Annotated in this window: 16 protein-coding genes; 14 read left to right on the plus strand and 2 right to left on the minus strand. The window is 49.7% G+C overall.

The genetic code is table 11. From position 1 onward, the window contains the following. Window positions 1–63 precede the first annotated feature (63 nt). The 14 genes from ACTNDI_RS05440 (at window position 64) to ACTNDI_RS05505 (ending at window position 17963) form a co-directional block, all read left to right on the plus strand. Window positions 64–330 (plus strand): hypothetical protein, encoded by a 267-nt coding sequence (locus ACTNDI_RS05440; protein ID WP_441099738.1) that lies wholly within the window; start codon window positions 64–66, stop codon window positions 328–330. Next, window positions 296–2068: a serine/threonine protein kinase gene (locus ACTNDI_RS05445; protein ID WP_441099739.1), complete on the plus strand. Its 1773-nt coding sequence runs from the start codon at window positions 296–298 to the stop codon at window positions 2066–2068. The genes ACTNDI_RS05440 and ACTNDI_RS05445 overlap by 35 nt, the downstream gene beginning before the upstream one ends. A 45-nt stretch (window positions 2069–2113) precedes the next feature. After that, entirely contained in the window at window positions 2114–2611 is a 498-nt protein-coding gene (locus ACTNDI_RS05450) for a hypothetical protein (protein ID WP_441099740.1), read from the plus strand. After that, window positions 2608–5157 carry a hypothetical protein gene (locus ACTNDI_RS05455; protein WP_441099741.1) on the plus strand — a complete coding sequence of 850 codons (2550 nt, stop codon included), beginning with the start codon at window positions 2608–2610 and terminating at the stop codon, window positions 5155–5157. Before ACTNDI_RS05450 ends, ACTNDI_RS05455 begins: the two co-directional genes overlap by 4 nt. 439 nt (window positions 5158–5596) lie before the next feature. After that, on the plus strand, window positions 5597–6526 hold the full coding sequence (locus ACTNDI_RS05460) for an NAD(P)/FAD-dependent oxidoreductase (protein ID WP_441099742.1): 930 nt from the start codon (window positions 5597–5599) through the stop codon (window positions 6524–6526). A gap of 189 nt (window positions 6527–6715) precedes the next feature. Further along, a complete protein-coding gene (lon, locus tag ACTNDI_RS05465) occupies window positions 6716–9223 on the plus strand; it encodes an endopeptidase La (protein WP_441099743.1) in 2508 nt (835 codons plus the stop codon). A 39-nt stretch (window positions 9224–9262) separates the two neighbouring features. Continuing rightward, on the plus strand, window positions 9263–9961 hold the full coding sequence (tsaA, locus tag ACTNDI_RS05470; protein ID WP_441099744.1) for a tRNA (N6-threonylcarbamoyladenosine(37)-N6)-methyltransferase TrmO: 699 nt from the start codon (window positions 9263–9265) through the stop codon (window positions 9959–9961). 606 nt (window positions 9962–10567) lie between these two features. Next, the gene (locus ACTNDI_RS05475; RefSeq protein WP_441099745.1) at window positions 10568–11539 is read left to right on the plus strand and encodes a phosphate ABC transporter substrate-binding protein; all 972 of its coding nucleotides are present in this window, start codon (window positions 10568–10570) and stop codon (window positions 11537–11539) included. Window positions 11540–11910: 371 nt separating this feature from the next. Continuing rightward, window positions 11911–12744 (plus strand): phosphate ABC transporter permease subunit PstC, encoded by an 834-nt coding sequence (gene pstC, locus ACTNDI_RS05480; RefSeq protein ID WP_441099768.1) that lies wholly within the window; start codon window positions 11911–11913, stop codon window positions 12742–12744. A gap of 14 nt (window positions 12745–12758) precedes the next feature. Then, entirely contained in the window at window positions 12759–13622 is an 864-nt protein-coding gene (pstA, locus tag ACTNDI_RS05485) for a phosphate ABC transporter permease PstA (RefSeq protein ID WP_441099746.1), read from the plus strand. A 171-nt stretch (window positions 13623–13793) separates the two neighbouring features. Continuing rightward, complete coding sequence (gene pstB, locus ACTNDI_RS05490; protein WP_441099747.1) at window positions 13794–14546, plus strand: phosphate ABC transporter ATP-binding protein PstB; 753 nt, start codon at window positions 13794–13796, stop codon at window positions 14544–14546. 99 nt (window positions 14547–14645) lie between these two features. Continuing rightward, entirely contained in the window at window positions 14646–15347 is a 702-nt protein-coding gene (phoU, locus tag ACTNDI_RS05495) for a phosphate signaling complex protein PhoU (RefSeq protein WP_441099748.1), read from the plus strand. A gap of 257 nt (window positions 15348–15604) precedes the next feature. Continuing rightward, window positions 15605–16282: a response regulator transcription factor gene (locus ACTNDI_RS05500; protein ID WP_441099749.1), complete on the plus strand. Its 678-nt coding sequence runs from the start codon at window positions 15605–15607 to the stop codon at window positions 16280–16282. Window positions 16283–16298: 16 nt separating this feature from the next. Next, window positions 16299–17963, plus strand: coding sequence for an ATP-binding protein (locus ACTNDI_RS05505; protein ID WP_441099750.1), 1665 nt, complete (start codon window positions 16299–16301; stop codon window positions 17961–17963). Between the two features lie 186 nt (window positions 17964–18149). On the opposite strand, the gene ACTNDI_RS05510 is transcribed toward ACTNDI_RS05505, so the two are convergent. Next, window positions 18150–20156, minus strand: a complete 2007-nt coding sequence (locus tag ACTNDI_RS05510; protein ID WP_441099751.1) for an LCP family glycopolymer transferase — start codon at window positions 20154–20156, stop codon at window positions 18150–18152. 192 nt (window positions 20157–20348) lie between these two features. After that, complete coding sequence (locus ACTNDI_RS05515; RefSeq protein WP_441099752.1) at window positions 20349–20978, minus strand: hypothetical protein; 630 nt, start codon at window positions 20976–20978, stop codon at window positions 20349–20351. Between the last annotated feature and the right edge of the window lie 329 nt (window positions 20979–21307).

Here is a 21307-nt window from a genome sequence, read left to right on the forward strand (position 1 = left end):
GGCATCACGTGATTTTTTGCGAAGAGTTTTATGCAAAGAGTTTTTCAGGGAGGGGTGTGAAAAATGTTTTTTCCAGACGAAAGGGCAGGACGTCTCCGGACGGTGGAGCACTATACGCTTGAGATGCAGGATCTGATTAAGAGAATGGCCGAGATCCTGGACAACTCTGCCGGATGCTGGATGGGAGATAATGCGGATTTCTGCAGAGAACATGGCAGGATTTACGCAGGAGAGGCGGCTGAGAACCTGCATATGCTGCTTGATGCGGCATATGAAATGTGTGAAGGGGCGCAGAATGTTTACAGGACAGATTCTGGACGGACGTTATGAGATCCTGAAGGAAATCGGAAGAGGCGGGATGGCCAGAGTGTATCTGGCGATGGATGTCAGACTCCATAAGAGCTGGGCTGTGAAGGAAATCCGGAAGGACGGGCAGGACGGTGAACACAAGGTGGCGGTGAGCTCACTCCTGGCGGAAGCAGAAATGATGAAGAAGCTTGATCACCCCGCACTGCCGAGAATTGTGGACATTATTGACAGGGATGAGTCGGTTTGCATTGTTCTGGACTATGTGACCGGGGAATCTCTGGACCGTCTGCTGAAACGGCAGAAATCCTTTCCGGAAGACCAGGTCATGAAATGGTTTCTTCAGCTGGCTGAGGTGCTGGAATATTTACATCGTCAGAATCCTCCGATTATCTATCGGGATATGAAGCCCGGCAATATCATGCAGACACCGGAGGGATTTCTCAAACTTATCGATTTCGGGATTGCGAGGGAATACAAATACAAGAATCAGACAGATACAATTGCGCTCGGAACGAATGGATATGCCGCTCCGGAGCAGTACGGCCATGCGCAGACAGATCCCCGCTCGGACATTTATTCTCTTGGAATTACCATCTTTGAACTTCTGACCGGAATATCTCCGGGAAAAGATCCCTATCAATACCAATACCATCCGATCCGGAAGATCCGTCCGGAGATTTCGGAAAGCACAGAAACCATACTAAACCGCTGTCTGGCGTTTGCACCGGATCAGCGGTATCCGGACTGCCGCGCACTGATCTTTGATCTCAGGCATCCGGAGCGAACAATTTTCAGTGTGCGCAGAAAACAGAAAAGACGGACTGCTTTATTTTATCTTTCAGCGGTCATGGCTGCCGGATGCTGCCTGGGCGGTCTGACCTGCAATGTAGCTGCTGTACAGCTGAACGAGAGAAATTATGAGAGAAGGATTAGTATCTCACAGGCTCTGCCTGCGGAGGACAGGATCAGAAGTTACCTGGATGCGATTGAGATAGATGGAGGAGATGTCCGGGCCTATCAGAAGCTGTTAGAGGTATATCGTGAAAAAGGGGTCTTCGGAGAGGCGGAAAGCCGGATTTTTCTGGAAGCATGGAGTACCAACGAGGCGGCTTTGAAAAAGAACAGCAAGTCGGGAGCTTATCAGAAACTGTCCTTAGAGGCAGGAATTCTGTATTTGTATTTATACTCCGGCGGGGATGATTCCTTTCGAAACAGAGTGCTGAAGGCACAGCCGTTTTTCCAGGAGGCTGCAGAGGAGAAGGAAAACGGGGAGGTTTCCGTCAGAGCCGGATATTATGCATCCTTCTGTACCTTCTGTATACGTTTTGCATTTGACAATACCAGTGTTCGGGAACCTTCTCTGGAAGATTACCAGAAGCTGCTGGAGTCGGTCAGAATGAATATTCTTCAGCTGGAGGATTACCAGACAGAGGATGCCGACTATGTTCGGATGATCATGTATGAGGAATTCGGAAATCTGATCAATGCTTACCGGAAAGGAATGGCGTCCTGTGGAATCAAAAGGGAGGAGGTTCTGGATCTCCTTGATCAACTGATGGAAAAAGTCCGCGCACTGCCCGTAACGCAGCAGAAATCCGTTCAGCTGCAGGAGAAACTCTTGGCGTGTTTTTCTGAATATCATGAGAATCTGGACAGAACCTGGGAAAATACCGAGCAGAGAAGAAAAGCAGAGCAGGAAGAGCAGAGGAGAGCGAGAGAAGCGGAGCAGAAAAAACAGGAACAAAACGGAAAAGAGTGACGGATTCGCATCTTATATATATAGGAATACAAAGGGGAGGAAAGTGTGAGAGCAGGTACGCAGCAATTATACCTGATTTCGGAGATCCTGTTTGGTTTTTCCGGGGCGGGAATTGCATTTACAGTTTTTCTGGGAATCCGTTTCCGGATCTGGCAGCAGATCCGGACAGACCGCGAGGAAAATGCAGTTATGGGACAGGTGAATCCGGTAAAGAAAAGACGATGGAAGCTCTTTGCCAAAGAAAAATATCAGGACATTGATGATGCGGAAGAAGCATCTCCGTGCGGGGATGAAGAAAATACAGCGGATCTGGTATCCGACAGAGCGACAGAAGAAAAAATATTGGCTGAGGTTCTCGATAGCACTGGAGACAATGTGACGGAAGCCCTCGGGGCAGATGCAGAGAGCGAAACCGAGACAGTGGCCCTCGGGGCAGATGCAGAGAGCGAAACCGAGACAGTGGCCCTCAGGGTTGATCCAGGGAGCGAGAGCGAGACCGTGGCGCTCAGTTATGGAAGACGGAAGGAAGGTGAAGGAAGATGAAACAAAGGTTTGTGTTATTGCTATTGGCAGGCGCTTTGATCATGAACGGTTCGGGGGTGCAGACAGACACAGAAACAACTGTGGAGGCGGCAGAAGATAGTGTAAAAGAAGAAACAGACAGCACCGGTTTAGCGGGAAACTTGAATCCGGAAAAAATCATAAATACGGAAACAAATATGGATCCGGTTCAGGAAGAAATCGTGGATACGGAAACAGGCGAGAATCCGGTTCAGGAGTCCCCGACCATGATGGAAGAAGATTTTTCATCGGAAAACGAAAAGAGGGAGAAGGACCTGGAAAAACCTTCTTCTGCAGATTCAGAAAAGAAAGTGAGCGAAGAGGGCCTGGAAAAGCAGTCTTCCGCAGATTCAGAAAAGAAGGTGAGCATAGAGAAAGCGGAGAACAGAAATGATGTTGGAGAAAACATTGGAACAGAAGACACCGAGGAACAGGAGATGGATCATGCTGCGGCAGAGGAAGTAGAAGAACAGAAAAAAGATACGGATACAAAAGACGAAGATGCAGATCAGAATATCGATCATGCTGCAGGAGAAGATGTAGAGATAGAGAAAAACGATTCGGATAGGAAAGAAAAAAATACGAAATCAGAACTGCCTTCACAAAGTCTGGAAGAAGGAGATAGTGACAAAAAGCCGGAAGAAGCAAAGGAAGACAGACCGGTTGGAAACAGAGCGGAATCAAATATCACAGGATCCAATATCATGGAATCAAAAATCACAGAATCAGAAAAAAACGAACCACAGAGCACAGAGTCAAAAAGTGATGAAACGAAGATCGGTGAGTTAACAAGCACCAAACCGGAAACTGGAGAGATGAACAGCGCAGATCCGGAAAAATCAAAAGAAAAGGATGATATGATTCAGAGTGTCCGCAGTCAGGAGGAGCTGAAACGAAAGGAGAGAGAATCTTCGACAGAGGAGCAGTCGGCAGCGAAGCAGAAGGAGCAGCCTGCAGGAGAGGAGAAGGAGCCGCCGACAGCTGAGCAGAAAGAGAAGCCGGCAGCGGAACAGACGAAGGAAAGGGTAACAGAGCAGAAAGAACAACCGGCAGCGGAACAGACGAAGGAGCGGGGTGCAGAGCAGAAAGAAAAACCGTCAGGAGAACGGAAGGAGAAACCAGATGAGGAACAGCCGGAAGTTACGGTACCGGAAACCTATGAACAGATAAACACAGATAAAAAGGAAGAAAAATCAGGTGAGACAGGGGAACAGACCACGGCAGTAAAGGTGGAAGAAACAGCGGTCGGGGCTGAAGAACAGAAGAAAGTACAGCAGGTTCTGAATACAGAGAAATTGAAGAACATGCTGGATTCAGCCAGAATAGGAATCAGTGAGAATAAGGACAGCAATGGAAAGAACAAGATGGTTCTCAGGCTGGAAGGAACTGCATTGGAGGCGGCAAAGCCGGTTAAAGTGAAGATACAATTGATCCGGGAGAACGGAACAGCCACAGGGAATGCGGGTGGTCAGGAGAATGAGATTCTGGTGACCCGGGAGATTGTACCAAACCGCGTGTCGGGAACAACGGAAGCTGCGGGGGCAGGTAATCGGGCAACGGAAGAACCATGGGAGATGGAAATTCTTTCCAGAGAAGATACAGGCAAGATCCTGCAGGAAATTCCGGATAATGATGGATATTATAGAATAGCTGTGACTTATGAGGATGAAGAGGGAAATACCGCTTCCCGGGATATTCCATTTAAGGTGAATCGCTTTGGCTCCGTCTATGTTTACAGTCAGAGCTGCAAGGATCTTCAGGATTCATACGTCCGGAGTGTAGAAGAGGATCTGGTTATTTCCGAATATAATCCGGACAGGCTCGTCGCAAAATCACTGAAAGTTGAGATAATCAGGGATGGAGAACCACTGGAGCAGGTGTTATGTGAAGTGCACAGTGGTGAAGATGATAAACAGGAAGATCGTGAGAAGGAAAAACATAAGCAGGAAAATCGTAAGCAGGAAGACCGTAAGGGATGGTATCGCTATGATTACATCATCAGCCGAAAGAATTTTGAGAAGGACGGGATCTATCAGGTATCGGTTTCTTCCGCAGATGAAGCAGGAAATAAGCCGGACAGCATGGATTATTATCAGAAACCGATCTTATTCCGGGTGGATTCCACAAATCCAGAGGTGAATTTTATCCGGCAGGCGGAACGGTCCATGAAGGTCCATGCAGAAAATATTCTCCGATATCAGGCATTCGATGCGATTCGCCTGAAGAATATCAGGGTTCTTGTGGACGGAAAGCTGCACCAGGAGATCTCGGAGATTCCGGATGTGACGAACTATCAGGGAACCGTCAGATTGACCGGACTTCGGAAACATAAAGTGCAGATTGTACTGACCGACATGGCGGGTAACTCGTATCGGTCAGAAGAACAACAGGTGTATGGGATACCTGTCTGGCTCTATCTCATAATGGGTATCTTCTGCGCAGGAGCGATCGGCGTATCGTCGTTATTGGTGATTTTCAGAAAGAGCAAGCGATTGCGTCTCAGGGGTCCACGTGTCATAAAACCGTGAAAACCGGTTGTATTAAATCAGACTTATGTTTAAAACTTATTATGGAAGCGGGACTCCGGACAAGAAGCGAAGGATTCCCGCTTTTTGTACCCCATCTCATATCTGTGCGACTGGACTTATACAATCGATGGCAGAGGGGGAAACGGGTGCTTGACAAATGCTGGCAGGATTAGTATGATGATCTCATAATTAATTGCGCACAATATAATTTCATTTCGGCTGTCTTCTTATGAGAGTACAGCAAGAATTCATGAACAAGGTTAAGAAGTAAATCTGGGATGCAATTACGGCATGAATTCTGACAAAGGAACAGATATTAATCCTGTACAGGTCATGCGCAATAACAGGTCATACGCAATAACGGGTCATGTACAATATAAGAAGCTTGGCAGATGAAGACAGAAATTTGAAAAATATACAGAAAGGCGGGCTATTTGATATGACAGAAGAAAAGAAACAGGTCACAACAGATATTGTAATCATTGGAGGCGGGACCGCCGGGCTGACCGCTGCGATCTATGCGGTGCGCGCCGGAAAGCAGGTAATTGTGCTGGAGGCGAAGGCATACGGCGGACAGATCGTGAACACACCGGACATTGAGAACTATCCGGGACTTGCGCATGTCAGCGGGTACGATTTTGCGACGGGCCTTTATCAGCAGGCGATCGATCTCGGGGCGAGATTCCGCTATGAAAGAGCACTCGGCATCCGGGAGGATGACGAAGGGAAGATCGTTGAGACCAGAAAGAGAGAATATCACTGCAAGGCGGTGATTCTTGCAACCGGAGCGAAAAACCGCACACTCGGAATTGAAAGAGAAGAGGAATTGACCGGAAAGGGAGTTTCCTACTGCGCTACCTGTGACGGCTCCTTTTTCAAGGGGCAGGATGTCGCTGTGAATGGCGGAGGCAATACGGCACTTGAAGATGCCCTGTATCTGGCAGATATCTGCAACAGGGTCTATCTGATTCACAGAAGAGATCAGTTCCGGGGCGACGCGGCGGATGTGGAGAAGCTGAAGCAGAAGAACAATGTAGAATTTGTTCTGAACAGCAATGTGACCGGGCTGATCGGAAGCGATAAGCTGACTGCGGTCGAGGTGACTGACAAGATTTCCGGTGAGAAGAGAGAGCTTCCGGTCAGCGGTCTGTTTGTCGCGATCGGTCAGGTGCCGGACAACAAGGCATTTGCGGATGAAGTAGACCTTGCTCCGGCCGGCTACATCGAAGCCGGAGAAGACTGCGCTACAAGAACTCCCGGCATCTTCACCGCGGGAGACTGCCGTACCAAGACAGTCCGGCAGCTGACAACCGCTGCGGCGGACGGAGCGGTCGCGGCACTTGCGGCGTGCAGGTATATCGGAGCCTGAATAACATAGGTCTCTTTCCTGTTTTTTGAAATTAAATTGTTCACAATCGTTGACAACGCCGGTAATTATGCTATACTACATATAATTAGCACTCAATATTAATGAGTGCTAACACACCTGCCGCAGGCAGGGGCATTTACGGCAACAGAGAGAATGAGCTCTCTGAGATTGCAGAAAAGAGGAACGAGTATGAAAAGTTATCTGGTTATACCTTCATATGATACAGTAATACTCCCTGACGTCGATTATCAGCTCGGCGTTGAGGAACTGAACGAGGATGAGAAGAGCCGCATCAAGATCGATGACAACAAGGTACTGATCGTACCGATGAAAGAAGCAAAGGGCAAGATGGACCTGACCATGAGCGATGTCTATGGTCTGGGCGTGCTCGCAGATGTACTGGACATCAATTCAACAAAGGTCGGATACCGGGTGCACGCCAGAACCCGGGAGAAGGTGGAGATCACCAGCCTCACTGGAAATGGTGACATTCTGGAGGCAACCTTTGAACCGAAGGACGAGGTCCTGGATATCACACTCAAGGGTGAGAAGGACCTTCTCGACACCTTGAAAAAGGATATCACTGAGCTTACCACCCATTTCCAGGGCGGACAGATGGCGGCCGGCTATGTGGAGAGATGCAAGAGCATCAATGAACTGGGAGCGATGTTCTGCCAGTTCCTGGATATGAGTCCGGATGAAAAATATGCGCTTCTGGAGACTGACTCGATGAAACAGAGAGGACTCCTGATCGAGGAGGCGCTGAAGCGGTTCAAGGGCACCGTTGATATGCAGGAGGCCCTGAATGACAGATACAATGCGACGGAAGGCAATTTCTACAAGAAGGCCGCCATCGAGAAACAGATCGGGCTTCTGCAGAAGGAGCTGGATGACATGGATCCGGATGCGGCGGAGGAAGAAAACGACTACCGGAGAAAGATCGAGGAATCGGGGATGCCCGCCGAGGCCAGAAAAGAGGTTGACCGGGTTCTGAAGCGTTATATGGAGATGCAGCCGAACGATCCCGACCGTGCATCTTCCGAGAACTATCTGGATTTTGTAACCTCACTGAAATGGAAACCGGATGAGCTCCCAAAGGTCGATCTGAAGGAGGCCAGACGGATTCTGGACAAGGATCACTACGGGCTGGATAAAGTAAAGGAAAGAATTCTGCAGCAGCTGGCAGTCATGGCACTGAAGAATAAGCAGGAAGGATCGATTCTGCTGCTTGTCGGCGCTCCCGGAACAGGCAAGACCAGTATGGGAAAGAGCATTGCCGAGGCGCTGGGCAGAAAGTATGTCCGGATCAGCCTGGGAGGCGTAAGAGATGAGGCAGAGATCCGCGGCCATCGCAGAACCTATGTCGGCGCAATGCCCGGACGCATCATGGAGGGAATCAAGCGCTCCGGCGCCATGAATCCGGTCGTGGTTCTGGATGAGGTTGATAAGCTGACCGAAGGAGGATTCAGCGGAGATCCGTCGAGCGCACTGCTGGAGGTGCTGGATCCGGAGCAGAACAACACCTTTGTAGATCACTACATGAATATTCCGTATGATTTGTCAAATGTATTTTTCATCTGCACGGCAAACAGCTGGGATACGATCCCGCAGCCTCTGCTCGATCGTATGGAGGTAATCCAGCTTTCAGGCTACACTCCTTACGAAAAGGAGCAGATCGCAAAGAAACATCTCCTGCCGAGAGCGATGGAGGATACCGGTCTTACACGGAAGGATCTCAGTGTAACGGACGGCGCAATCCGCAGAATTGTCTCGGAATACACCAGCGAGGCGGGAGTCCGCGGATTGAAAAAGCAGCTGGACAAGCTCTGCAGAGTAGTTGCTGCAAAGCTTGTAGAGAAGCGGATGGAAGAAGAATCCGGAGCATCCTCTGAAACAGAGGAAAAATGCGAAACTGCGGCTGGAGCAGAGAATACTTCTGAAAAGACGGCGGCGTCTGAAAAGGCGGATGCTGAAACGGAAAAGACGGAGAAAAAAGAAAAATCAAAGAAGATCACTGTGAAGGAAAAGGATGTGCCGGAATATCTCGGCAACAAGGGAATTCTTCACGATCGCGTGCAGAAGCACAACCCGGCCGGTATCGTGACCGGACTTGCATGGACGCAGGCGGGCGGCGAGATTCTGTTTATAGAGACGACGGCGATGCGGGGCAGCGGACAGATCAAGCTTACCGGTCAGCTGGGCGATGTCATGAAGGAGTCGGCCTCCATTGCGGCCAGCCTTCTGAAGTCCTACTACATCAACAGCGATCTGAATTTCAGGGAGAGAGATATTCATATCCATGTCCCGGAGGGAGCGGTTCCGAAGGATGGTCCGTCCGCAGGAATCACAATGTTCACAGCATTGACGTCGCTGGTGAATAATAAGCCGGTGCCTTCCGATCTCGCGATGACCGGTGAGATTTCCCTGAGAGGCCAGGTACTTCCGATCGGCGGTCTTCCGGAGAAGCTCATGGCGGCGCAGAGAGCCGGCGTGAAAAAGGTACTGATCCCGAAGGACAATGAGAGAGATCTCGAGGATGTACCGAAGGAGGTCAGAGATCATCTGACCATCGTACCGGTGGAAAATGTCCGTCAGGCAATTCGCGAGGCAATCGGAATCGAGCTTCCGAAGCCGGCACACAACCTCTTTGAGAAAATGAAGGGCGACGAAGAAAACGAGCCGGCGGAGAAGAAGTAAGCGAGCCGGCAGAGAAGAAGGAAGAAAGCGGTAGTCGGAATGAAGGAATATACGATTCGGAGAATCGCTGCAATATCCTCGGAATTTCCGAGTAAGTTCGGAATCCCCAGACAGAGCGGACTGGCAGACACAAAGGCGGAGATTATTTTTGAGCCGGAGTACGCCTCGCCGGAGGCGGTGCGCGGCCTGGAGAAGTTCAATTATCTGTGGCTGATCTGGCAGTTCTCGGAGAACACAGACAGCGGCTGGCATGCGACGGTGCGTCCGCCACGGCTGGGAGGAAATACAAGGGTGGGAGTTTTTGCCACCCGTTCGCCGTTCCGGCCGAATGCGCTAGGTCTGTCGTCCGTGAAACTGGAGTCGATCGAAGAGCGGGAGGGAATCGGGCCCGTTCTTCATGTCAGCGGAGCGGATCTGATGGACGGAACGCCGATATATGATATCAAGCCATATATTCCATATGCCGACATTCACGAAGACGCATTGGAAGGCTTCACCGGCGGGACTAAGGACTACCGTTTGAAGGTAATACTCGGGGAAAAGCTTCTTGCGGACAGCGGATTTCCGCTGGAAAAGTCCGGATCGCTGCGCCAGGTACTAGCTCAGGATCCGCGTCCGTCTTATCAGGCCGATCCGGAGAGAAGATACGGGATGGAATATGCGGGCTATGAGATCGGCTTCAAGGTTCGGGAAGATATTCTCGAGGTAACAGACATTACGAAAGTTAACAAATCGTGAGGATCTTTCAATGTATCTCGGTATCCAGCATGGATAACAGGCATCACGAAAGTTAACAAACCGTGATGTGGAATCGGCTCAGAAAAGCGATTCGATAATTAAATACATTTTTTATGCAACTGGTTATCATGCCAGAAGGGCGGCAAAGCTGCTCCGGGACTGTCCGGAGCGGCTTCGCCGCCCTTCTATTTTTTACGCGAACAGTGAGCCGCAGCCGAATGCGAAGTATTCGTGTGCGGCGAGCGTCGCGATAACGAGATAAAACTCGCGCAGCGTGTTTTATCTCGTTTCAGAAGTGCTCTTATATTTATGCGTAATATGCCATTCTCAGCGCATATTTACCTTTATCGGGCAGAGGGTGTTAACATTGCACACAATGAATTTATTTATTGTTAACGTATGACCGGTTACGCTGTTTACATACCACATGGCATGATTAGAACTGCATTGAGTGATGCGATTCCATCATTCAATACGAGAAAGAACACGATTTTTTCGGAGCAGAAGATCCCAGGAACAGGATTAGAAAACCAGAAAACCAGAAATCCAGAAGAGATTCGTATCCGGAAAGTAGAAAACATCCATGAAGGAAGAAGGAGAATGACAATGAAACGTAAAACCATGACATTTGTTCTTGCCGGAATTCTCGGTGCATCTCTGTTAGCAGCAGGCTGCGGAAGCACATCGGCATCATCATCGGAGCAGAGCAGCGCAGATACTTCTGCTGCAGCATCCTCAGCCGAGACCACGGAGGAAGCATCCTCAGAAGAATCTGCAGAAAGCACAGTTGCAGCATCCTCCGGAGATGAGGCATCTGCTGCAGCATCATCTGATCTTTCCGGAACAGTCGGAACAGACGGATCCACCTCTATGGAGAAGGTTATCAGCTACCTGAGCGAGTCCTTCATGGAAGAGTACCCGAACGTTGAGGTTACCTACAATCCGACCGGTTCCAGCTCCGGTATTCAGGCAGCGACCGAGGGAAGCACCGATCTCGGACTTGCAAGCCGTGACCTGAAGGACGAGGAGAAGGACGGACTTACACAGACAACCATCGCGATTGATGGAATTGCCCTGATCGTAAACCCGGACAACAAGGTCTCCGATCTTTCGATTGATCAGATCAAGCAGATCTACACAGGACAGATCACAAACTGGAAGGATGTCGGCGGCGATGACGCTGAGATCGTCTGCATCGGACGTGAGGCAGGTTCCGGTACAAGAGACGGATTCGAAACTATCACAGACACCAAAGATCAGTGCAAGCTTTCTCAGGAGCTGACTTCCACAGGTGATGTCATCCAGACCGTAGCAGGAAACCCGAATGCAATCGGATATGCTTCAATGGCAGATCTGAACGATACCGTTAAGACTCTTACCGTCGGCGGAGTTGCGTGCACCGAGGACACCATTCTCGATGGAAGCTACAAGATTCAGCGTAACTTCAATGTAATTACAAACGACAGCAAGGAGCTGAGCCCGCAGGCACAGGCGTTCTTCGATTACATCACAAGTGATCAGGCAGCTGACCTGATTGAAAAAGCAGGAGCTGTTCCGGTTTCCAAGGCGAACAAGTAAGATCAGAATAAACCCGGAATATAGAACAGAACAGCGACGGAATATGAAGTGACAGAAGCAGAATTCTTACAGGTCCGACACGGGAAGCGCGGGCTTGTAAGAATTTATTTACGCGAACAGTGAGCCGCAGCCGAATGCGAATTATTTATGCACGGCACAGCGATAATTTTTTACAGATTTAACAGAATTCAGAATGGTCGTAAGGATCAGGGAAAGGCAATATGCAGATATCATCAGCAAAAGAATCCAATAAGAATAAGCAATCCGGAAACGGAGATGCGTCCGGAAACGGAAAAGCTACATTTTACAGCGTCACAGGTCCATCGCTGTCCGAAAAGCGTCAGAAGAAAAAGAACGCGGCGGAAAGAGTGATGAGCGGCATCTTCTTTGTATGCGGAATGATTGCAATCGCATTCGTTCTGTTCATTACAATCTTTCTGGTCACATCCGGTGTTCCGGCAATCGGAAAAATCGGAATCACGGACTTCCTGTTCGGCTCAGTATGGGCATCCACGGCCGCTGACCCGAAGTTCGGAATCCTTCCCTTCATTCTGACATCTGTATACGGAACTCTCGGAGCAATAGTGATTGCCGTTCCGATCGGCCTGCTGTGTTCCATTTTTCTTGCGAAGATGGCCAGCAGCAAGATCGCGGAGCTGATCCGGGCAGCTGTTGAGCTTCTCGCCGGAATTCCGTCCGTTGTCTATGGTCTGGTAGGTATGATTGTCATTGTGCCGATGATTCGTAACGCGTTCCATCTCGCGGACGGCGCGAACCTTCTGTCGGCAATCATTGTTCTGTCTGTCATGGTACTGCCGAACGTCATCAGTGTGTCGGAAACCGCACTCCTGGCTGTTCCGAAGGAATATGAGGAGGCAAGCCTGGCTCTCGGTGCGACATGGACAGAAACCGTATTTAAGGTATCGGTTCCGGCAGCCTCAAGTGGAATCGCTTCCGCAGTCGTTCTCGGTGTCGGCCGTGCGATCGGAGAGGCAATGGCGGTTATGATGGTATCCGGTAATGTCGCGAATATGCCGGGACTGTTCAAGAGCGTCCGGTTCCTGACAACAGCAATCGCGAGTGAGATGTCCTACTCTTCAGGACTTCAGAGACAGGCACTGTTCTCGATTGCGCTGGTACTGTTTATATTCATTATGATCATTACACTGCTTCTGAACTTTGTATTCAAGAGCAAAAAAGAGTGACAGAAGGTAAGGCTATGCACGAAAAAATATCATTATCCAGAAGAATAAAAATTAAAGTTGTCAACATCCTGATGTACATTTCCTTCATCCTGATTCTGGCGCTGGTAGCGGGGCTGATCGGATATATCTGCTACCGCGGCATTCCGAACATCAGTTGGAAATTTCTGAGTTCCAAGCCAAGCCTTCTGAAGGGAGTCATTGGAATTCTCCCGAACATTCTGAATACGGTATACATTGTACTGATCACTCTCGTCATTGTACTGCCTCTCGGAGTCGGAACGGCGGTATACCTGAACGAGTACGCGACCAACCGCAAACTCGTGGGCGTGATTGAATTTGCTTCGGAGACCCTTGCGGGAATCCCGTCAATCATCTACGGACTTGCCGGCATGCTGATTTTCGTACAGTTCTGCTCCATCGGAACGAGCCTTCTCGCCGGATCTCTAACCCTGGTAATCATGACACTTCCTACAATTGTCAGAACAACACAGGAAAGTCTGAAGACGGTTCCGGACAGCTACCGCGAAGGCAGTCTTGCGCTCGGTTCCGGAAAATGGCACATGATCCGCACCGTAGTCCTGCCGTCCTCGATAGACGGTATTGTGACAGGCTGCATTCTGGCTATCGGACGTATCGTCGGAGAGAGTGCCGCGCTTTTGTTCACTGCCGGAATGGCGAACAACATCCTTTCGATCAAGGATGCGGTAACACCCGGAAACGCGGGATCCACACTTACCGTAGCTCTTTACATGTATGCAAAGGAAAGAGGAGAGTTCGGCGTGGCCTTTGCCATCGCGGCAATTCTGCTGATCCTCACCCTGATTATCAATCTTTCCGCAAAGCTGGTGGCAAAAAGACTTAAAGTTAAGATAGACTGACGGAAAGCATTGCGGCAGCAGCCGTATTCATCCGGAAAGTTTATATGTGACTGTAAATTTTTATCCGAAACAGGTACGGAACAAAACTGTGCATCAAGGCGCGGAAGGTCGGCGAAAGAGTATGCCGACGGCAGATTCGGATATTTCAGGAGATCTATGCAGGTATAAAAAATGGCGAATATTATCGAAGCACATAATCTGAATCTCTGGTATGGAGATCATCAGGCATTAAAAAATATCAACATGGACATTCAGGAGCATAAGATCACAGCCCTGATTGGCCCCTCCGGATGCGGCAAGTCCACATTCATGAAGACATTAAACCGGATGAACGATCTGGTGGAGGGATGCCGGATTGAAGGAGACGTCAGACTGAACGGTGTCGACATCTACAAGGACATGGACGTAAATATCCTCCGGAAAAAGGTAGGAATGGTATTCCAGAAGGCAAACCCGTTCCCGATGTCCATTTATGACAACGTAGCCTACGGCCCGAGACTTCATGGCGTACACAGCAAGGCGGCACTCGATGAGATCGTTGAGCGTTCCCTCAAACAGGCGGCAATCTGGGACGAGACCAAAGACAGGCTTAAGAAGAATGCACTTGGAATGAGCGGCGGGCAGCAGCAGAGACTCTGCATCGCCAGAGCGATTGCGGTCGAGCCGGAGGTTCTTCTGATGGATGAGTCCACCAGTGCGCTGGACCCGATCTCAACGGGTAAAATCGAGGAGCTCTGTCTGGAGCTGAAGAAGAAATACACAATTGTAATGGTTACCCACAACATGCAGCAGGCAAACCGTATCTCTGATATTACGGCGTTCTTCCTTCTCGGAGAACTGATCGAATCCGGAGAGACCCAGAATATCTTCCTGAATCCGAAGAACAAGAAGACAGAGGAGTACATCACAGGAAGATTCGGCTGATGATCCGGATGAGTCCGGCCGGAGCCTGATATTTTTCCGGCGCGGATGGCGGGTCGCACAATCTGGTTCAGGGGATGGAGAAAGAGGAATACAGATAAAATGGCAAATAGAAAAGAATACGACGACGAACTTCGTGAAATCAATGTACTGGTTCACGAGATGGGAAAAGAAGTGAAGAGATCCATAGACCGGATCATCCACGCGTTCTCGGAGAGAGACGCGAAGCTGGCCGCAGAGGTCATGGAGCATGATGATATCATTGACAAGATGGAGACGGACATTGAGGAGAGATGCATCGGCATCGTGGTGAAACAGGCGCCGCTTGCATCGGATTGGAGAAAAATTGCCTCCTACATGCGAATGATCAGTGATCTGGAGAGAATCGCGGACAACAGCAGTGATATCAGCATTTACATTGTGAAGCTTTCAAAGATGCCGGAGGTTGAGGCACCGGAAGAATTTCACCGGATGTTCCTCACAATGAGGGAGATGGTCGGAAATACAATCGAAAGCTTTTTCACCGGGAATATTGAACTGGCGAAGGATATCTCCACACAGGACAATATCGTCGATAAAGGGCTCGATGATATTATGGAAAAAATAATTTTGAGGATCAAGGAAAAACCGGAGAATACGGAGCAGTATGTGAACTATCTGATGATCGCCAAGTATATCGAACGGATGGCAGATCACTCAGAGAACATCGCTTCCTGGGTATCATTTATTGTCAAGGGAAAGCTTCATATGAAATATACGGACCGTTATCAGAAGGAAAGCCAGCAGTTCCAGTTCTATGAATAAATCTGTTGAGCAGGCAATGTTAACAAAGCTTCGGGTTTTTCACAAAAATCAGAGCGGAAGTAAAGCCGGGAGGCGACTCCCGGCGTTTTTACGAGATAAAAGGGTTAACACTTAAGATACAATTAACATAAAAAACCTAGCGGAGTTTACATTACTTTTTATACAATGTAAACTATATCAGATGGGAAAAACACAAGAGAATGATCCCGGTGATTATTCCGGTATCAGACATCCGTGGGACGAGGAGAAGACCGATCATGATATATATACTGGAAGATGACGACAATATCAGAAAGCTGGTCAGTTATGCGCTTTCCAGAGAAGGCTATGAGGTAAGGGGATTTTCAGAACCAAAATCCTTCTATCATGGAATGGATGAAGCACTTCCGGAGCTGATTCTTCTGGACATCATGCTTCCCGGTGAGGACGGGCTGAGCATTCTGAAGAAAATCAGAAAGAATATCCGTACCGAGGATGTTCCGGTCATCATGCTGACAGCAAAGAGCAGTGAGTACGATAAGGCGAACGGACTGGATCTCGGTGCGGACGACTATATCGCAAAGCCGTTTGGCATCGTCGAGCTGACTTCGAGGGTTCGCGCGGTACTGCGAAGATCCGGCAGGACCAAAAAGGAGCCGGACGACGAATATCATGTCGGGAAACTCTATGTCAATCCGGATAAGCATGTCATCCAGGTAGACAATGAGGATATCTCTCTGTCCTATAAGGAATATTGTCTCCTGATGGCACTTCTTGAGGCAAAGGGGAATGTTGTACATAGAGAAGAACTCCTTACCAAGGTATGGGGGGAATTTTACGGAGAATCGAGAACCCTGGATGTGCATATCCGTAAGCTGAGGGTAAAGCTCGGCGATGAGGCGGGTAAATACATCCAGACGGTGAAAGGAATCGGTTACAAGATTGAAGCGTGCTGACGCCTGGTGAACATATATGAGTCATAAAATATTCAAATCAACCTTCTGGATTTCCATTGTGATATTTGCTCTGACCATGGGAGTCACAGCGGCGCTGCTGTTCAGTTTTCTGGAAAGCAGAACGCTGGATGAACTGAGAGAGGAAGCAAATATACTGTCCTATGGAATTGAGGCACAGGGCCAGGAATACCTGGACCGGATAAATACAGATCGAAGGGTCACACTGATCCGGCGCGACGGGACTGTGCTGTATGACAATGAGGCAGATGCCTCGACGATGGAAAACCACAGCAACCGGGAAGAAGTAGAAGAAGCGGTGAAGAGCGGAAGCGGTCACAGTATTCGGAAGTCCGAGACGATGACGCGCGAGACGATCTATTTTGCGCAGAAGCTGGATGACGGGACCATTCTTCGTGTCGCGGTCACGCAGGATTCCATCTGGGCGATCCTTGCAAAGCTGATCCGGCCTGCTGTCATTCTGTTCATGGCGACCGTGCTGCTGTCCCTGTTTTTATCCAACATGGTGACGAAGAATATTTTAAGTCCGCTGAACCGGCTCGATCTGGATCATCTCGACAACAATGATGTGGTGTACGATGAGCTCGCACCGCTGCTGAACCGGCTGCAGACGCAGCAGGAAACGATCCGGAAGCAGCTGAATTCGGCAAAGCAGAGACAGGAAGAATTTAATCTGATCACAGAGAATATGTCCGAGGGCTTTCTGGTCATCGACAAGAATACGGATATCCTGTCCTGGAATCCTTCGGCGCTGCGGCTTCTCGGCATGACCGATGAGCCCTCAGGAAGCGTCCTTCGGCTGAACCGCACCAGAGATTTTCGCGAGACGATCTTCAAGGTATTGAGCGGGAAGAAAGAAGAACTGACCCTGCAGAGAGAGAACCGGACCTACAAGCTGATCGCAAACCCTGCCTATGATGACAATCAGGAGGAAGTAATAGGTGCGGTTTTTGTGATCCTCGATGAGACGGAAAGCATCAAGCGGGAAAACTTCCGAAGAGAATTCACTGCAAATGTGTCACACGAGCTGAAGACACCGCTTACCTCCATTTCTGGCTTTGCAGAGCTGATGATGGGAGGAGGTATGCCGGAGGAAACCGTCATGGATTTCTCCAAATCAATTTATGACGAGGCAAGCCGTCTGATTTCCCTGGTGAACGACATCATTAATCTGAGTTCGCTGGACGACGAAAATATGGAGTTCGACTGGGAGATGATTGATCTCTATCAGATCGCGTCAGAGGAGATCGGTCACGTACAGGCAGCCGCGGACAAGAAGGATGTAAAGATCAGGCTTTCCGGCGTTCACGGCAACATCACCGGTGTCCGGAGAATTGTATCGGAAATGATTTACAATCTCTGTGATAATGCGGTCAAGTATAACCGGGAACATGGGAGCATAGAGGTGAAAATCGCGACGACCACCAACCATGTGATCGTGAGCGTGCAGGATACCGGAATCGGTATACCGGAAGCGGATCAGAGCCGCATCTTTGAGCGGTTCTACCGGGTAGACAAGAGCCACTCCAAAGCGGTCGGCGGAACGGGACTCGGCCTGTCCATCGTAAAGCACGGGGCGCAGCTGCACAATGCCCAGATCAAGGTGAGTAGCAAGCTGGACAAGGGCACGACAATAACCCTTCGTTTCCGGAAGCATGCATAAGGCAAAACCATTATAAGGGCAAACTATTATAAGTCCAAACTATATTATGATAAGGCCAAACCACTATAGGGTATACATAGATAAATCAGACCGGTAAAAGCCGGATCAACGTGGACGAAAAAGGATGCAGCCGATCAGCTGCATCCTTTTTTTTACGGTGCGCCAAGCGGGCACACGTTCCAGTAATTACCCGGCATTTGCGTTCTGTGCGGCACCTCCGGCATTGTCATAACCGGAAGTATCCGTGCCGCTATTGTCGTAACCGGAGTTGTCATATCCGCCATTTCCGGTTCCGGAGCTGTCATATCCGGAATTATCGGTGCCGCTGTCATTGTACCCGGAATTATCCGTTCCCGTTCCGTCGTACCCGGAATTATCGGTTCCCGTGTTATCGTAGCCGGAGTTGTCATAATCACCATTGCCGGTCCCGGAGTTATCGTATCCGGAATTATCCGTGTCGGTCGCTCCGTTATCATATGTTCCGTCTGTAATGCCGGCGCCGGAACTGTCGTCATCTCCGTCCGCGGGAATATCTGCGATATCGGTATCGGGAGCGGCCTGCTGACCAGAGTTGTCCGGTACGGTATAGACGGGCTCCGTCCAGGTCTGGTCATAATTATCGGAAGCGTCCGTACTTCCGGTGTCTGATGAGGCCTTCGGCGCGGGTGTCGGTGTGGCTGACGGGGTGGATTTGAAGATACTGTCATCCGCGGAAGAACCGTAAAGGTAGCTGATCAAAGCTTCATGGCAGGCATTCAGATCCGGGACAAGAACAGACTGACCATCGATGGTATCCGAATAATACATGCCGTCGCCCGGAAGAGTAGCCGCATTCATGTCAGATCCGCACAGAAAAGCAAAAATACACGCTCTTGTCAGATAGAGGTCTGTCATATCTGTTGTGATGCTCGGTGCAGCCTGATTCATTACCTTCAGCATACGGAATGGATTGGACTTCATCTTCGCAAAGGCTGCCTGGATGATTTTCTTCTGACGATTTACGCGGTCCCAGTCGGAATTGCCGACATATCTCATCCTGGCGTAGCAGAGTGCCTGCTCCGGGGTCAGAGAATTGACTCCCTCTACGAGCCCCCAGGGTTCGTCCACCTGGGCGTTGTCCACACTGGATCCCAGGCCCTCATTCGCATTCATATAGGTCGCCTCGTCGTAGGTCAGGTCTATGTCCAGATTTCCCACAGAGGTTATGGCCTCCAGGAAGCCGTCGAGATCTACAACCGCGTTTCCGTCGATGTCTATGCCAAAGTTCTCCTGAACTGTCTCATCGAGAGTTTCCAGCCCTCCTGCGGCATAGGCGGCATTCAGCTTTGCGGAATAATCTGTGCCGGCAATGGGCACATAGGTGTCACGCATCAGAGAGACCAGAGTGATCTGCCGCGTTTTTGCATTAAGGCTGCAGATGATCATGGTATCTGAACGGGTCTGGGTTTCTCCCTCCCTGGCATCCTCTCCGACGAGGAGAATATTCATGACGCCGCGCTCCTCATAGGCATCGACGCCGGCAGCCTCCGTCGCTTTATCCGCGGTCGTATCCGCTACGGGTTCCACGCGGTTCATCCTGCTGAATGCAATATGGAGAAAAACAGCCACAAGGACAATGAGGACAAGAATAATACCCAGAAGCGTCAGGAAGAAACGGCGAACCGGATGTCTACGTTTCCTCCGTGGACGCCTGCCGTAATCATCGTCATAATCGTTCGTCGGACGGCCGCCTCTGCCGGAATGGTTTCCATAGGAATCGTTATCGTCATATCTGTCCGGTCGGGGTTTCTTGCGCTTCTTCGGCTTGAATCCGAAATCATAATCATCACCGATATCATAGGTATCATCAGAAGGATCGTCCTGGTATTCATCATCATAGGGAGCATCGTTGTAATTGTTGCCGCGATAGCCGCTGAAACTCGCAGTCTGGTCGCCGTTGCCGCGATAGCCGCTGAATCTCCCGGCATCCTGTCCGCTTTCATAGCTGTCACGGAAGCTGTTCTGACGCCCGATATCATCGAAGCTGCCCGCATTGCGCATGCGCTGATAATAGTTCAGATTGTGCTCTGCTCCGGACGGTCCGGGACTGCTCTGAAAAGAATCAGAGGAAGAATCGGTGAATGCCGTATCATATTCCGGAACATGGATTTCCCGCGTCGCCCCACTGAGATATTCATCGTCTCTGTTGTTCATAAAATAAAAACCTTTCGCTGTTGTAGGCAGAAACACTGCCTGTTCCCTCAGAATGTCTGTTCGCAGATGTACCTGTGGGTATTTCCTGGCCATTTCGAGTCTTGGGACTGCCGCGTGCGCTATCGGATGCTTCGCTGTACGCGGGACTGCCATGTATGCTTTCTGATGATTCCTGCCTGAAAAAGTGTGTGTTTATTCCTCGGGGTCCGTGTCAGCCGGTGTATCGCGGCGCCTCTTCTTTGTCAGATCCGGAAGCTTGACATCGCGCTCAATCTGCTCGGCAAACTTCATGTAATTGGACATGGTATTTCTAACCTTGAAGCGGCCGCCATTGTTCGGGCGGATGGTCAGGCTTTTCGCGTGCATCGCGTCTTCAGCATTCTCCTTCTTCACGGTGCGGATTTGATCAAAAGCAGTGATTTCCGGTTTTCCGAAAGATCCCTGGTAGCGGATGGTATTGCCCTCGACGAAAACCCTTTCACAGAGGGCCTTTCTCTGCATCAGGAAAAAAATCAGTCCGGTGACAAAGGCACAGACAAGCTCCACTGCGATGGCAATTATCTGTCTCTGAGAATCACCCTTCAGTGCCAGCCATCCGATAAAAATCTCTATGACACAGCCCAATAGCAATATACTGAAGCCGATAAATACACCGCTCAGCGGATTACGCATAATATAATGAGACGGATCCTTGTCCTTCGACATCTGCTTTTCATATCGGGTCACGCCGGCAGTTGCCGTGCTGATGATCGATATCAGAAGTATCAGCACACTTAAGATGACGCCGGACCATTTGATCAGAAACGGTAGAATGTTGTCCATGTGAATGAGCCCCCTTGGTAATAATCTGAAATATAAGCCATTGAGTATTTCCGGTCCAGCGGATACCAACCACTGGAAGCAGGTGAAGGTACGGCGCTGTTTATCGCTATTTACATTTATATAGGAGATAAAGCCGGATAAGATAAGAAAATTCTAGCATTGCCTTGTATCAATGTCAATTTTTGAACGTATTTTGCACTGTCAGACGAAGCGGTTAAGGCTGAGTGCTGCAGCGAACTATATCTGATTTGCGAGGCAGCGTTTTCAGCGGGTTCGGCGGCGAAGAATACCTGTTTTCCAGGACGATGTATCCACCGGGTTGGGCATCT

It is taken from the genome of Bilifractor sp. HCP3S3_D3 (assembly GCF_052063915.1).
Classification (GTDB): Bacteria; Bacillota; Clostridia; order Lachnospirales; family Lachnospiraceae; genus Bilifractor.